Source organism: Ruegeria sp. BK1, assembly GCF_056535645.1.
This window is the reverse complement of sequence record NZ_JBQFIS010000001.1, coordinates 46,333-58,914: the sequence shown is the minus strand read 5'-3', so window position 1 is coordinate 58,914 and position 12,582 is coordinate 46,333. Positions and strand designations below refer to the sequence as shown.

The following is a 12,582-nucleotide window of genomic DNA, read 5'->3' as shown; positions in this document are numbered from 1 at the left end:
CGGGCCGCCCCGGTGAAAGGTTTTAGTGACCGAACTTGCGGATTTCGCCGCTTTTCAACCGGGCCGCATAGCTCGCCAGCTCCTGACGTACAATCTTCATCAGGAAATACAGCGCGAAGACGTTCACAACCGCCATGGCAAAGATCGCCGCATCCGAGAAGTCGATGACCGGGCCAAGGTTGGCCGCCGCACCGATCACTACGAACACACAGAAGATGATCTTGAAGACCAGCTCTTTGGTGTGACCTTCACCAAACAGGTAGGTCCAGGCCTTGAGGCCGTAATAGGACCAGCTGATCATGGTCGAGAAGGCAAACAGTACCACGGCAATAGCCAGAATGAACGGGAACCAGCCAAACGCACTGCCGAACGCCGCTGAGGTCAGGCTGACGCCGGTATTGCCATCGACCGTGGCAATCGCATTGCCCGCTTCGTTCAGCATGTAGTTGCCGGTTGCCGGATCGACGATCAGCTGCTGAGTGATAATGATCACAAGCGCAGTCATGGTACAGATCACGACTGTATCGATGAATGGCTCGAGCAGTGACACAAAGCCCTCTGTGATCGGTTCCTTGGTCCGCACAGCCGAGTGCGCAATCGCCGCAGAACCCACGCCTGCTTCGTTCGAGAACGCCGCACGCCGGAAGCCCTGGATCAGCGCGCCGACCATGCCGCCAGCCACGCCGAGACCGGTGAAGGCACCTGCGAAGATCTGACCAAAAGCCCAGCCGATCTGATCCGCGTGCATGATGATGATGACCAACGCGGCCAATACATACATGACACCCATGAAGGGCACGACCTTCTCGGTTACGCTGGCGATGGATTTCAGGCCGCCTACGATCACGGCAAAGACGATACCCGCAAAGACCAGACCTGTGATCCAACCCGGATAGTCTCCGACAATGCCCGCGATCTGCTGGTGCGCCTGATTGGCCTGGAACATATTGCCCCCACCCAGCGCGCCAAGAATACAGAAGATCGAGAACAGAACGGCCAGAATCTTACCGCCCGGCAAGCCCAGTTCACTGAACCCCTTGGACATGTAATACATCGGACCGCCCGAAACGGTACCGTCCTCGTATTCGTTGCGGTACTTCACACCCAGCGTACATTCGGTGAATTTCGAGGCCATTCCCAGCAGACCTGCGACGATCATCCAGAACGTAGCACCCGGCCCGCCGATACCGATGGCCACCGCCACGCCGGCGATGTTTCCAAGGCCGACTGTACCCGACAGCGCCGTTGCAAGCGCCTGAAAGTGGCTGACCTCGCCTGCATCGTTGGGGTCGGAGTAGTCGCCTTTGACAAGGCTGATCGCGTGGCTGAAGAAGCGCAATTGCACGAAGGCAAAATAAACTGTGAACACCGTGGCGGCGATCACCAACCAACCTACGATCCACGGGAAACCGGTTCCCGGAAACGGTGCGAAGATGAAGCTGACGAAGGGGCCGGTGAAATCGGCGAACGCCTGATTGATCTTTTCGTCGAGACCCGGAGCCTCTTGCGCCAGGGCAGGACCAGCGGCAAAGGCTCCAGCGGCGAAAGCGCCAAATTGTTTGAGCATTCTCATTCTTGTCTCTCCCCTCAGTTCACGACCGTGACCGGCACATCGGCATGCATGACCAGATTTTGGGTCGAGCTGCCAAACAGGCGTTTCTTGAACCCATCGGCGGAGGCGCGTCCTACGATGATTTGTGTGCCGCCGTTTTCGACGGTGATCTTGTTGAGCGTTTCTGCAACGTCGCCGTGACGCACGATACCATGTGCCTCGAACCCGGCGGCTTTGAGCGCATCGACCGCAGGCGCGATGATACGCGTCGTGGCCAGTTCAACCTCTTCCTCGCGGCGCTTGTGACGCAGGGCGTTTTCTTCCGGTGTCTGAAATGTAAACGGGGACCATTCGATGACATAAACCACCAGCAATTCACACGTCCCGATCCGCTCAGCCAAATCTTTGGCAAATGCGATCGCGCGTTCTCCGGTTTCTGTCCCGTCCAGTCCGATGACAATCTTGGTTGTCATGGTGTTCCTCCAATTTTGTTGATTATACCGAGGCCCGTGCCCCCGGCCGGGCAGTCGGAGTCTGGAACTTTTTAAATTGACCGCCCACGCGAACCAGTATCCGAGAAAAACACCAAAAAATAGAGGGGAAACTGAAAGTTTCCCCTCCTATTTTTCTATATATATGTTTTTTGTATTCTTTTTTTGCCCAAAATCAAGGCAAACCACCTATCACCCGGGATCCGTGTTATAGATCAAACGCTCATCACACGGTGCAATCCGCAGAATATTAGTCGTGCCCGGAACGTTGAATGGCACCCCTGCGGTGACCACGATCTGGTCGGTTTCAGCTGCGAACCCACCCGACCGAGCGGCGCGGGCCGCGTTCACAACCGCGCCTTTGAACCGCTCCAATTCTGGTGTCATGACGCAGTGGCAGCCCCAGCTAAGGCACAAGCGGCGGGCCGTGCCCTTCGCAGGGGTCATGGCGATGATTGGCACTCCAGGACGCTCGCGCGCTGTCAACAAGGCCGTGGTCCCGCTTTGAGTAAAACAGCAGATCGCTTTGATATCCGTCTTTTCCGCAATCTCGCGGGCCGCCGCCACGATACCGTCTGCAATTGTCGTGCCTTTCGCGGTCCGCGATGACGCTATGATCTGCGTATAGGTCGGGTCGGCCTCAACCTCGATGGCGACCTTGTTCATGGTCTGGACCGCTTCGACCGGGTAAGAGCCCGCAGCCGATTCCGCACTGAGCATGATAGCGTCAGTGCCCTCATATATCGCCGTCGCCACGTCCGAGACCTCGGCCCGCGTGGGCATGGGGCTTTCGATCATGCTTTCAAGCATCTGCGTGGCCACGATCACTGGTTTGGCCGCGCCCCGGCACTTGCGCACTAAACGTTTCTGGATCGGCGGCACGGCCGATACCGGCAGTTCGACCCCCAGATCGCCGCGCGCGACCATGATCCCGTCAGACGCATCGAGGATGTCGTCAAACGCCTCAACCGCCGCTGGCTTTTCGATCTTCGTCAGGATCGAAGCGCGCCCATCCGCCAGCCCGCGGGCTTCGAACACATCCTTAGCACGCTGCACAAAGCTCAGCGCCAACCAGTCGACGCCCAATTGGCAGACAAATTCCAGATCGTCACGGTCCTTCGCCGACAAGGCCGCCAGCGGCAGCACCACATCGGGCACGTTCACCCCTTTACGGTTCGAGATCGTGCCCCCGACCTCAACCGTGCAATTGGCGAAATCCTGACCGCAATCCTGTACGATCAGGCGGATTTTACCGTCATTGACCAGCAGACGCGCGCCCGGTTCCAGCGCCGCGAAAATCTCGGGGTGCGGCAGGCAAACGCGGTTGATATCCCCGGCCTCGGGGTCAAGGTCCAGCCGGAAGGCCGCGCCTTCTTCTAATTCTTCAGAGTCGTTGGCGAAGACGCCGACACGCAGTTTCGGTCCTTGCAAATCGGCCAGAATGGCGATCGGGCTGTCCAGATCCTTTTCAACCTGACGGATGATCCTGTGCCGCTCGCGGATTTCATCATGGCTACCGTGGCTCATGTTTAGGCGGAACACATCCGCCCCGGCCTCGTGCAGAGCTCGGATCATGTCATAGTCATTCGACGCCGGACCCAGCGTCGCCACGATTTTCACATTTCTCAGGCGTCGCATTGGTGGTGCTCTCCTCACGTTTTCTTTAGGTGTCGCGTAAATGTTACCGCAAACATCACTTCAAGCTGCTTATTGCGCAATTCCCTTTTCAAAGCAACTGCCCTACACCTGCGACAAACAAGATGACAGGCTTATGACGTATTCTCCGTTTTTTATCCACGGCGCTGATCGCCCGTCGCGCTGGCTAATCACATGTGACCACGCCACTAACACCGTCCCGCACGACATCAATGGCGGAGACCTCGGCCTGCCGCGCGAGGATATGGAGCGTCACATCGCCTATGACGTGGGGGCGTACGAGGTCTCGAAACATCTTGGAGAAATCCTGAACGCGCCTGTGGTCGCGGCCAATTTCTCGCGTCTTGTGATCGACCCGAACCGGGGTGAGGATGACCCGACCCTGCTGATGAAGCTGTATGATGGGTCGATCATCCCCGGCAATCGTCACGCCGACGCAGCCGAGCGGGAACGGCGGCTGAACATGTGTTATCGCCCCTATCACAATGCTTTGGCCGAGCTGGCGGCCTTACCCCATGCGGTGATTGTGTCCATGCACTCCTTTACCCGACAGCTGCGGGGGCGCGACCCACGCCCGTGGCATGTGGGCGTTTTGCACACCCCGGACGAGCGTTTTGCGCGCCCGCTGATCACCCGGTTGCAGGCAGAAGACGACCTGTGCGTCGGCGTAAACGAACCCTATACCGGTGTCCTGCCCGGAGATGCTATCGACAAGCACTGCACCGCCTTTGGTCGCCCCAATGCCCTGATCGAGCTGCGCAATGATCTGATCGCCGATCACGCTGGACAACGGGCTTGGGCGGAACGTTTGGCCGTTGTGCTACAGGACGCACTGGATACCAGCGACCTTTGATCACACGTCATTGTGAGTATACCACCTGATCGCCATATATTCGTCGAAAGGGGATCGCCATGACCCAGGAATTCGCAACCTCTGTTTTTGGTTGGATGGCCGCGCTGAACATCGCGGTGCTGTTGTTTACAGCATTAATGGTCCTGTTGCTGCAGGAGCAGATTGCGGGCATTCACAGCAAGTTATTCCAGATGGAGCGGTCGGAAGTGAAACGAGCGTATTTCCGGTATCTGGCCAACTACAAGATCCTTACATTGATCTTTTGCATCGTACCTTGGCTGGCCTTTAAACTGGCCTGACATCCTGTTTGTTGAAACATCGCCTCCGGACCGCTAGGTCAAGGACAACGATACTGTCATCCGGAGTCAGCGCATGGACAAGCAAACCGAAATCGAACTTCAGGCCGCAGCCTTCCGCCGGTTGCAAAAGCACCTGATGGAAGACCGCACCGACGTGCAGAACATCGACATGATGAATCTGGCCGGGTTCTGCCGCAACTGCCTGTCGCGCTGGTATCAGGAAGCTGCTAGTGAAAAGGGCATCGAGATGGGCAAAGACGAAGCCCGTCAAATTTTCTACGGCATGACCATGGATGAGTGGAAAGCCAATTATCAGACCGAAGCCAGTGCCGAAAAACAGGCCGCCTTCGAGGTCGCCTTTGACGAAAACGTCACCAAAAAAGGTTGAACGCTGAAATCAAAAAGGCCCGCCGGTTTGGCGGGCCTTTTGCTTAGATCGCCGCCTTGCGGCTTTCATCCAGATAAATCTCACGCAAGCGTTTGGCAATCGGCCCCGGCGTGCCGTCGCCCAGCGAAACCCCATCAATCTCAACTACCGGCATGACAAAGGCGCTGGCCGAGGTGGTGAACGCTTCATCCGCCTCTTTCGCCTCATCGATCGTAAACAGGCGTTCTTCGACTTCCATCTGCGCCTCGGCAGCCATACGCAACACAGCCTTGCGGGTGATCCCGTGCAAGATGTCGTTGGACAGCGGGCGGGTCACGATCTTGCCGTTCTTGACGAAATAGGCGTTGTTGCTGGTGCCTTCGGTGACATAGCCATCCTCGATCATCCACGCATCATCGCACCCGGCAGCCTTGGCCATCATCTTGCCCATCGACGGGTACAGCAACTGCACTGTCTTGATATCGCGGCGGCCCCAGCGGATATCGTCGATCGAGATGATCTTGGCCCCCTTCTGCGCAGCCGGGCTGTCGGCCAGGCCAGGCTTATTCTGCGTAAACAAAACCAGCGTCGGCTTGGTGTCAGCCGCAGGGAATACAAAATCCCGGTCCCCGTCGCTGCCACGCGAGACCTGCAGGTAGATCAGGCCTTCTTCGATCCCGTTCAGCTCGACCAGTTTGCGGTGAATAGCCAGGAGTTGATCCTTACTGCATGGCTCGGCCATCTGCAGCTCGTCCAGCGAGCGTTTCAGACGCACCGCGTGGCCTTCAAAGTCGATCAGCTTGCCGTCCAGCACGCTGGTCACCTCATAAACGGCGTCGGCCATCAGAAAACCACGGTCAAAGATCGAAACCTTGGCCTCGGTCTCGGGCAGGTACTCTCCGTTCACGTAAACGGTGCGGGTCATGTCACTCTCCTCAGCCCCAGAGCGCCGCTTTTGGCGGATGCACTCCGGCGTCATCAAAAATCAGCGGGTTGGTGCGGTCTTCGGCCAGAAGAAGCGGGCCGTCAAGGTCCGTTACCACCGCACCCTGTGCTAACAAGGTCGCAGGGGCCATCGCAAGCGAGCTGCCAACCATGCAACCGACCATGACCTTATAGCCCTCGGCCAGTGCCTGTTCCCGCAATGCCAGCGCCTCGGTCAGACCGCCGGTTTTGTCGAGCTTGATGTTGACGACGTCGTACTTGCCTTTAAGACCGGGTAGGCTGCTGCGATCATGGCAGGACTCGTCGGCACACACAGACACCGGACGTTCCATTCCGATCAGCGCGTCATCTTCACCGGCAGGCAAGGGTTGCTCGACCAGAGCCACACCCAAACGCACCAGATGCGGGGCAAGGTCGGCATAAACAGCGGCCGACCAACCCTCATTCGCGTCGACGATGATCCGTGCGTTCGGCGCGCCCGCGCGCACAGCTTCAAGCCGGGGCATGTCGTCCGGTGTGCCCAGCTTGATCTTGAGAAGCGGACGATGCGCGTTGGCGGTTGCTTGCGCCTGCATCGCCTCGGGCGTGTCCAGCGACAGAGTATATGCGGTGATCTCGGGGCCCGGAACTGGCAAACCGGCCAAGTCCCACGCCCGTTTGCCCGCACGCTTGCATTCCAGATCCCACAGCGCACAGTCTACGGCATTTCGCGCCGCCCCAGCGGGCAGCAGGTCCATAAGCGATTGCCGGGTGATGTCTGCCGGCAGGCCCGCGATCTCGGCTTCAACCGACTCCAGCGTTTCATCATAGCGCGCGTAGGGCACGCATTCTCCCCAGCCCTGATGCACCCCGTCCGAGATCCGAACGGTCAGCACCTTGGCCTCGGTCCGCGACCCGCGCGAGATGGTGAACACCTGCGCCAACCGAAACACATCCCGCGAAATGTCTATCCGCATCACACACCTTTCCCCAGCAGAGCGACCAAGATTTTTCGACGAAAAATCTTTGCCAGACCGTGTTACAGCGCCGCCAGCGCGTCAACCAGCTTACCCGCGCCAAAGCGGTACGGGTCAGTGGCGGGCAAGCCTAACTCGGCCTCAACCTCGGCGATATAGGCACGCGCGTCGTCTTCGCTCAGGTTCTGGGTGTTAATCGACACACCGACAACCTGACAGGCCGGGTTGCCTATCCGAGCCAGCGGCAGCGCCGCGTCACGCAGATCCGGCAGCGACGGCAGGGAATACTCAGGCAAGCCACGCATATGCGTCCGCGTAGGCTCGTGGCACAGGATCAGCGCATCGGGCTGACCGCCGTGGATCAGCGCCATAGTCACACCGGAATAGGACACATGATACAGTGACCCCTGCCCTTCGATGTGATCCCAGTGATCGGCGTCATTCTCTGGCGTCAGGTATTCGACCGCACCGGCCATGAAATCGGCCACGACCGCGTCCAGCGGAACCCCCTGCCCGGTGATCAGAATGCCCGTCTGCCCCGTGGCGCGGAAAGTGGATTTCATGCCCCGCTTGCGCATCTCGGCATCCATCGACATGGCGGTGTACATCTTGCCTGCCGAACAATCGGTCCCCACGGCCAGACACCGCTTGCCGCTGCGCTTTTTACCATTGGCAATCGGATAGCCAACAGTCGGCACACGCACGTCGTGCAACGTGCAGCCGTGGGTTTGCGCCGCAGCCACCAGATCGCCCTCATCGCGCAACAGGTTATGTAGGCCAGAGGCCAGATCAAACCCCATCTCGAGCGCCCCGATCAGCACTTTCTTCCACGCCGCACTGATCACACCGCCCCGGTTGGCAACGCCAATGACTAGCGTTTTCGCGCCGGCGGCTTTGGCCTCGGCCAGAGTCAGGTCGGTCATACCCAGATCGGCCTTGCAACCCTCCATCCGGTACTGGCCCACGGCGTTCTCGGGACGCCAGTCCCGGATGCCGATGGCGACTTTTGCGGCCAACTGGTCGGGCGCATCGCCCAAAAACAACAGATACGGTGTCTCGATCATTGCGGTGCACTCCTTTGATTCCGACGCAGGCTAGTGGAGCCGGCAGGCGAGAGTTTCGCGAATCCTTCTGTCAACGTCAGTTGGGTTGGGAGAATTTTGCGCAGTTTGCCGAAAATGCGCAAAGACTTTTCAAGTTTCCAAAGTGATTAAACTTTAACCGCCCTCGACGCAGCGTATTTTGGGGAATGCTGCGAATGCATTGCCGCGCCTGCACAAAGACGCTTGCGCAGCGTTGCGCAATTTAATACCAGATAAGCCAACAAAATCGCAATTTCCTTTCCCGCACGAGGTCCAGATGAGCTTTCGCCTTCAACCCGCCGCCCCTGCCCGCCCAAACCGTTGTCAGCTGTTTGGTCCCGGTTCGAACACCAAGCTGTTCCCGAAAATGGCCGCCTCGGCCGCCGACGTGATCAACTTGGACCTTGAGGATTCCGTTGCACCCACTGACAAGGATGTGGCCCGAGCCAATGTGATCGAGGCGCTGAACACAATCGACTGGGGCGGCAAATACATGTCCGTCCGCATCAACAGCCTCGACACGCCCTACTGGTATCGCGACGTGGTTGATCTGCTGGAACAGGCCGGCGACCGTCTGGACCAAGTCATGATACCCAAGGTGGGTTGTGCGGAGGACGTCTATGCCGTTGACGCGCTGGTCACGGCGATCGAGCGCGCCAAGGGCCGCACCAAGCCCATCAGCTTTGAGGTCATCATCGAATCCGCGGCTGGTATCGCCCATGTCGAAGCCATCGCGGCCTCATCCCCGCGCCTGCAGGCCATGAGCCTTGGGGCGGCAGACTTCGCGGCCTCGATGGGGATGCAGACCACCGGTATCGGCGGCACGCAGGAAAACTATTACATGCTGCGCGAGGGCGAAAAGCACTGGTCCGATCCGTGGCATTGGGCACAGGCGGCCATCGTCGCCGCCTGCCGCACCCATGGCGTGCTGCCCGTTGACGGCCCGTTCGGCGATTTCTCGGATGATGAGGGCTATATCGCGCAGGCCAAACGTTCGGCCACGCTGGGTATGGTGGGCAAATGGGCGATCCACCCCAAGCAGATCCCTCTGGCCAATCAGGTCTTCACCCCTTCGGACGAGGCGGTTACAGAGGCCCGCGAGATACTGGCGGCAATGGAACAGGCCAAGGCCAATGGCGAAGGCGCAACCGTTTACAAAGGACGTCTGGTCGATATCGCCTCGATCAAGCAGGCCGAGGTGATCGTGGCACAGGCCGAGCTGATCGCTGCAAATGGCTGACGAAAAAGGCGCCCCGCGGGGCGCCTTTCTTACCTGCCGAACACGTTGTTTGGCGTCCAGGTGAACCGCTCGCCCTGCTTGCCCCATTTCATCATCAGGCAAGAGGTTCCGTATTTCTGGAAATACTTGATGTTGAGCGGATACCAACCGGCCTTGGGCACCTCAACCTCTGTGCGTTGATTGGCTTCACAGCCCTGTCGACCATTCACATAGCCGATCTGCTGACCGCCGACCCAAGCGTCAATGCCGTCATTGGACCATGTTTCCAATTCATAGATTCCAGGCGAATCGAACTTGATATAACCGGTGACTTCAGCCGCCACATTGAACGCCTGATTGTAAGTCAGAACCGGGTCCCCTTCATTCGTGTCGCGATAGTCGAGCCCAATTAAAGGCGGGCCAGGCTCGGCCTTTTTCAACAAAAACTCAACTTTTGACAGGTTCTGGATTTTGCGCGGCGGGTTCCCCTCCCACGCATATTTCACATTCAAACCCGCTTTTGGGCTTGGCTGAGGATTGGCAGGTTGCAATTTCAGCGGCGCGGACACAGCCATCCCGGCGATCATCGCCAGGGTCACGGCCAGCGCTCCGGTCTGAGCGAATTTCATGGTCTTCTCCCTGAGTGTGGTCCCATTGGGGTTAACCCCCATTTTGGTCAGAACATTGGATAAACACTAGGATGTGAGAATTAACCTCGCAAGACAGTTAAAATTCACATTTGCGCTGTTAGGCACGCAAATCCTTGGGCGAATCCATCACCACATAGGACGTGATCGAGGTCACATGCGGCAATGTACCCAGCACTTCGGTGTGGAACGTTTTGTACGAGGCAAGGTCCGCGCACTCCACCCGCAGCAGGTATTCAATCGTTCCGGTAATGTTGTGACATTCCACCACTTCAGGGGCACGCTGCAAAGCGCGTTCGAACCCTTCTTGTGCAGCTTTGGTATGCTCGCCCAGCCCAACTCCGATATAGGCGACGAACCCAACACCCAATGCCGCTGGGTTCAGAACCGCCCGATAGCCTTGGATGACACCCACGCGCTCCAACTCCTGCACCCGCCTCAGACAGGCCGAGGGAGACAGGCCCACCCGGTCGGCAAGCTCCAGATTGCTGATACGCCCGTCGCGTGACAGCTCACGCAATAAATGTTGGTTTATTTGGTCAATCTTCGCCATTCATTGCGAAACTTAGAAAAACTTGCGCGATTTCGCAATTTCATTTGCTGTGGATCGGACAATTATCCTGCAATGACCTATGATCTGCTTTTCGCATTGATGATGTTTGCTTTCGTCTCGTCCATCACGCCAGGGCCGAATAACCTGATGCTGATGGCCTCGGGTGCGAATTTCGGGTTTCGCCGCACCGTCCCGCATATGCTGGGCATCGGGATCGGGTTCACCGTTATGGTTCTATTGGTGGGAGCCGGCCTGGCGCAGGTCTTTATGCGGGTACCCCTGTTGCACAGCGCACTGAAAATTCTGTCCGTCGCCTATCTGCTTTGGCTTGCATGGAAAATCGCCCACGCCGCGCCAGCGACCAGGGGCGAAACCGAAGGAACGCCAATGACATTTGGGCAAGCCGCCGCTTTCCAGTGGGTCAACCCCAAAGCGTGGACAATGGCCTTGACGGCGACGACGGTCTACACGCCCAACCACACGATGGGCGCGATCATCACTGTTGCTTTGGTGTTTGGTGCGGTGAACCTCCCCTCGGTCAGCACATGGACAGTACTGGGACAGCAGATGGCCCGGCTGCTGACAAACGCACGAAGGCTGGTGGTGTTCAACTGGACAATGGCCGCGCTTTTGGTCCTGTCGCTCTACCCGATCCTGTGGCCGGGCTAGACAGCCTTTTGGTGCGGAAAACTGCTGTTGAGTTGCATCCCTCGCGACGTCAGGTCATATAGCAATGAATTTCCGCGTTGAGAGGCGTCATGACCCAATATCTGGATTTCGAAAAACCCCTGGCCGAGATCGAAGGCAAGGCCGAGGAATTGCGCGCCTTGGCCCGCGCCAACGAAGAGATGGACGTGGCCGAAGAAGCCGCCGCGCTGGACGCCAAGGCCGTCAAACTGCTGGATGAATTGTACAGCGATCTGACCCCCTGGCGGAAATGCCAGGTGGCGCGTCACCCCGAACGCCCCCATTGTCAGGACTATGTCAAAGAATTGTTTACGGAATTCACCCCTCTGGCGGGCGACCGGAACTTTGCCGACGACCTGGCCGTGATCGGCGGGCTGGCCCGCTTCAACGACCAGCCTGTCATGGTGATCGGTCACGAAAAGGGGTCCGACACCAAATCGCGGATCGAACGGAATTTCGGTATGGCGCGCCCCGAGGGCTATCGCAAAGCCGTGCGCCTGATGGAGATGGCGGGGCGTTTTGGCCTGCCGGTGATCACCCTGATCGACACCGCTGGCGCCTACCCCGGCAAAGGGGCCGAGGAACGGGGCCAGTCCGAGGCTATCGCGCGGTCGACCGAGATGTGCCTGAAGATCGGCGTACCGCTGGTCTCGGTCATCATCGGCGAAGGTGGATCGGGCGGTGCGGTTGCCTTTGCGACGGCCAACAAGGTGGCGATGCTGGAACACTCGGTCTATTCGGTGATCTCGCCCGAGGGCTGCGCCTCGATCCTTTGGAAGGACGCTGAAAAGATGCGCGAAGCGGCTGAAGCACTGCGCCTGACGGCGCAGGATCTGTATAAGCTGGGCGTATGCGACCGGATCATCTCGGAACCTAAGGGCGGTGCCCACCGCGATCGTCCGGCCACCGTGGAATCGGTGCGCGCAGCCATCACGGACATGCTGAAAGAGCTGGACGGCAAGGATGCCGCCGCGCTGATTCAGCACCGCCGCCAGAAATTCCTAGATATCGGCGCGAAAGGGCTAGCCGCGTAGGCCTAGGGTCAGGACCCACTAATCTTGCGCCACTGGTTTGACTGATATTGGTTCTGACAAGGCACATTCTTGCTGGAATGGTGTTTCTATTTCTAAAGGATGTAACGCAGTTCAGAGGCAAAATCAGTCAAATCCTTCGGACGCGTGAACCGCTGCAAAGCAGCGGCTTTGATCGCTTGGAACTGACACCGCCAGTCCCGGCGCGCCCAAAAACCATTGCTTTTTTTGCCGTTCGCGCGCC

The 12,582-nt window shown here is 58.4% G+C and carries 14 protein-coding genes; 6 read left to right on the top strand and 8 right to left on the bottom strand.

Translation table 11 applies throughout. The annotated features are described in order from the left end of the window. Positions 1 to 22: 22 nt before the first annotated feature. The 3 genes from ACR3E7_RS00285 to pyk form a co-directional block, all read right to left on the bottom strand. Complete coding sequence (locus tag ACR3E7_RS00285) at positions 23 to 1,573, bottom strand: alanine/glycine:cation symporter family protein (RefSeq protein ID WP_170787128.1); 1,551 nt, start codon at positions 1,571 to 1,573, stop codon at positions 23 to 25. A 14-nt stretch (positions 1,574 to 1,587) separates the two neighbouring features. Further along, positions 1,588 to 2,025: a universal stress protein gene (locus ACR3E7_RS00280; RefSeq protein ID WP_170775177.1), complete on the bottom strand. Its 438-nt coding sequence runs from the start codon at positions 2,023 to 2,025 to the stop codon at positions 1,588 to 1,590. A 210-nt stretch (positions 2,026 to 2,235) separates the two neighbouring features. Beyond that, on the bottom strand, positions 2,236 to 3,681 hold the full coding sequence (pyk, locus tag ACR3E7_RS00275; RefSeq protein WP_480505518.1) for a pyruvate kinase: 1,446 nt from the start codon (positions 3,679 to 3,681) through the stop codon (positions 2,236 to 2,238). A gap of 133 nt (positions 3,682 to 3,814) precedes the next feature. Between pyk and ACR3E7_RS00270 the strand changes: the two genes are divergently transcribed. From ACR3E7_RS00270 to ACR3E7_RS00260, 3 genes are all read left to right on the top strand, one after another. Continuing rightward, positions 3,815 to 4,552, top strand: coding sequence for an N-formylglutamate amidohydrolase (locus ACR3E7_RS00270; RefSeq protein WP_170356079.1), 738 nt, complete (start codon positions 3,815 to 3,817; stop codon positions 4,550 to 4,552). A 59-nt stretch (positions 4,553 to 4,611) separates the two neighbouring features. Beyond that, positions 4,612 to 4,851, top strand: coding sequence for a DUF6868 family protein (locus tag ACR3E7_RS00265; RefSeq protein ID WP_480505516.1), 240 nt, complete (start codon positions 4,612 to 4,614; stop codon positions 4,849 to 4,851). Between the two features lie 73 nt (positions 4,852 to 4,924). Next, positions 4,925 to 5,239 carry a DUF1244 domain-containing protein gene (locus tag ACR3E7_RS00260; protein ID WP_480505514.1) on the top strand — a complete coding sequence of 105 codons (315 nt, stop codon included), beginning with the start codon at positions 4,925 to 4,927 and terminating at the stop codon, positions 5,237 to 5,239. 43 nt (positions 5,240 to 5,282) lie between these two features. Here ACR3E7_RS00260 and ACR3E7_RS00255 read toward each other — a convergent pair whose 3' ends face one another. From ACR3E7_RS00255 to dgcN, 3 genes are all read right to left on the bottom strand, one after another. Then, a complete protein-coding gene (locus ACR3E7_RS00255) occupies positions 5,283 to 6,143 on the bottom strand; it encodes a D-amino-acid transaminase (protein ID WP_480505512.1) in 861 nt (286 codons plus the stop codon). A 10-nt stretch (positions 6,144 to 6,153) separates the two neighbouring features. Continuing rightward, on the bottom strand, positions 6,154 to 7,119 hold the full coding sequence (dgcA, locus tag ACR3E7_RS00250; RefSeq protein ID WP_480505510.1) for an N-acetyl-D-Glu racemase DgcA: 966 nt from the start codon (positions 7,117 to 7,119) through the stop codon (positions 6,154 to 6,156). Between the two features lie 62 nt (positions 7,120 to 7,181). Further along, on the bottom strand, positions 7,182 to 8,183 hold the full coding sequence (gene dgcN, locus ACR3E7_RS00245) for an N-acetyltransferase DgcN (protein WP_480505508.1): 1,002 nt from the start codon (positions 8,181 to 8,183) through the stop codon (positions 7,182 to 7,184). A gap of 295 nt (positions 8,184 to 8,478) precedes the next feature. Here dgcN and ACR3E7_RS00240 point away from each other — a divergent pair, with 295 nt between their 5' ends. Continuing rightward, complete coding sequence (locus ACR3E7_RS00240; protein WP_480505506.1) at positions 8,479 to 9,441, top strand: L-malyl-CoA/beta-methylmalyl-CoA lyase; 963 nt, start codon at positions 8,479 to 8,481, stop codon at positions 9,439 to 9,441. A 29-nt stretch (positions 9,442 to 9,470) separates the two neighbouring features. Here the strand turns inward: ACR3E7_RS00240 and ACR3E7_RS00235 are convergent, their stop codons facing one another. Next, positions 9,471 to 10,049: a PA14 domain-containing protein gene (locus tag ACR3E7_RS00235; RefSeq protein ID WP_170775195.1), complete on the bottom strand. Its 579-nt coding sequence runs from the start codon at positions 10,047 to 10,049 to the stop codon at positions 9,471 to 9,473. Between the two features lie 118 nt (positions 10,050 to 10,167). Then, positions 10,168 to 10,620: an Lrp/AsnC family transcriptional regulator gene (locus ACR3E7_RS00230; RefSeq protein ID WP_170775197.1), complete on the bottom strand. Its 453-nt coding sequence runs from the start codon at positions 10,618 to 10,620 to the stop codon at positions 10,168 to 10,170. Between the two features lie 72 nt (positions 10,621 to 10,692). On the opposite strand from ACR3E7_RS00230, the gene ACR3E7_RS00225 reads away from it, so the two are divergent. Then, positions 10,693 to 11,289, top strand: a complete 597-nt coding sequence (locus ACR3E7_RS00225; protein WP_170787112.1) for a LysE family translocator — start codon at positions 10,693 to 10,695, stop codon at positions 11,287 to 11,289. An 89-nt stretch (positions 11,290 to 11,378) separates the two neighbouring features. Further along, on the top strand, positions 11,379 to 12,341 hold the full coding sequence (locus ACR3E7_RS00220; protein ID WP_170775201.1) for an acetyl-CoA carboxylase carboxyltransferase subunit alpha: 963 nt from the start codon (positions 11,379 to 11,381) through the stop codon (positions 12,339 to 12,341). Positions 12,342 to 12,582 lie beyond the last annotated feature (241 nt).

Coding starts and splice junctions, on each gene's coding strand:
- ACR3E7_RS00285 (WP_170787128.1), bottom strand. CDS start 1,573: ATGAGAATGCTCAAACAATTTGGCGCTTTCGCCGCTGGAGCCTTTGCC.
- ACR3E7_RS00280 (WP_170775177.1), bottom strand. CDS start 2,025: ATGACAACCAAGATTGTCATCGGACTGGACGGGACAGAAACCGGAGAA.
- pyk (WP_480505518.1), bottom strand. CDS start 3,681: ATGCGACGCCTGAGAAATGTGAAAATCGTGGCGACGCTGGGTCCGGCG.
- ACR3E7_RS00270 (WP_170356079.1), top strand. CDS start 3,815: ATGACGTATTCTCCGTTTTTTATCCACGGCGCTGATCGCCCGTCGCGC.
- ACR3E7_RS00265 (WP_480505516.1), top strand. CDS start 4,612: ATGACCCAGGAATTCGCAACCTCTGTTTTTGGTTGGATGGCCGCGCTG.
- ACR3E7_RS00260 (WP_480505514.1), top strand. CDS start 4,925: ATGGACAAGCAAACCGAAATCGAACTTCAGGCCGCAGCCTTCCGCCGG.
- ACR3E7_RS00255 (WP_480505512.1), bottom strand. CDS start 6,143: ATGACCCGCACCGTTTACGTGAACGGAGAGTACCTGCCCGAGACCGAG.
- dgcA (WP_480505510.1), bottom strand. CDS start 7,119: ATGCGGATAGACATTTCGCGGGATGTGTTTCGGTTGGCGCAGGTGTTC.
- dgcN (WP_480505508.1), bottom strand. CDS start 8,183: ATGATCGAGACACCGTATCTGTTGTTTTTGGGCGATGCGCCCGACCAG.
- ACR3E7_RS00240 (WP_480505506.1), top strand. CDS start 8,479: ATGAGCTTTCGCCTTCAACCCGCCGCCCCTGCCCGCCCAAACCGTTGT.
- ACR3E7_RS00235 (WP_170775195.1), bottom strand. CDS start 10,049: ATGAAATTCGCTCAGACCGGAGCGCTGGCCGTGACCCTGGCGATGATC.
- ACR3E7_RS00230 (WP_170775197.1), bottom strand. CDS start 10,620: ATGGCGAAGATTGACCAAATAAACCAACATTTATTGCGTGAGCTGTCA.
- ACR3E7_RS00225 (WP_170787112.1), top strand. CDS start 10,693: ATGACCTATGATCTGCTTTTCGCATTGATGATGTTTGCTTTCGTCTCG.
- ACR3E7_RS00220 (WP_170775201.1), top strand. CDS start 11,379: ATGACCCAATATCTGGATTTCGAAAAACCCCTGGCCGAGATCGAAGGC.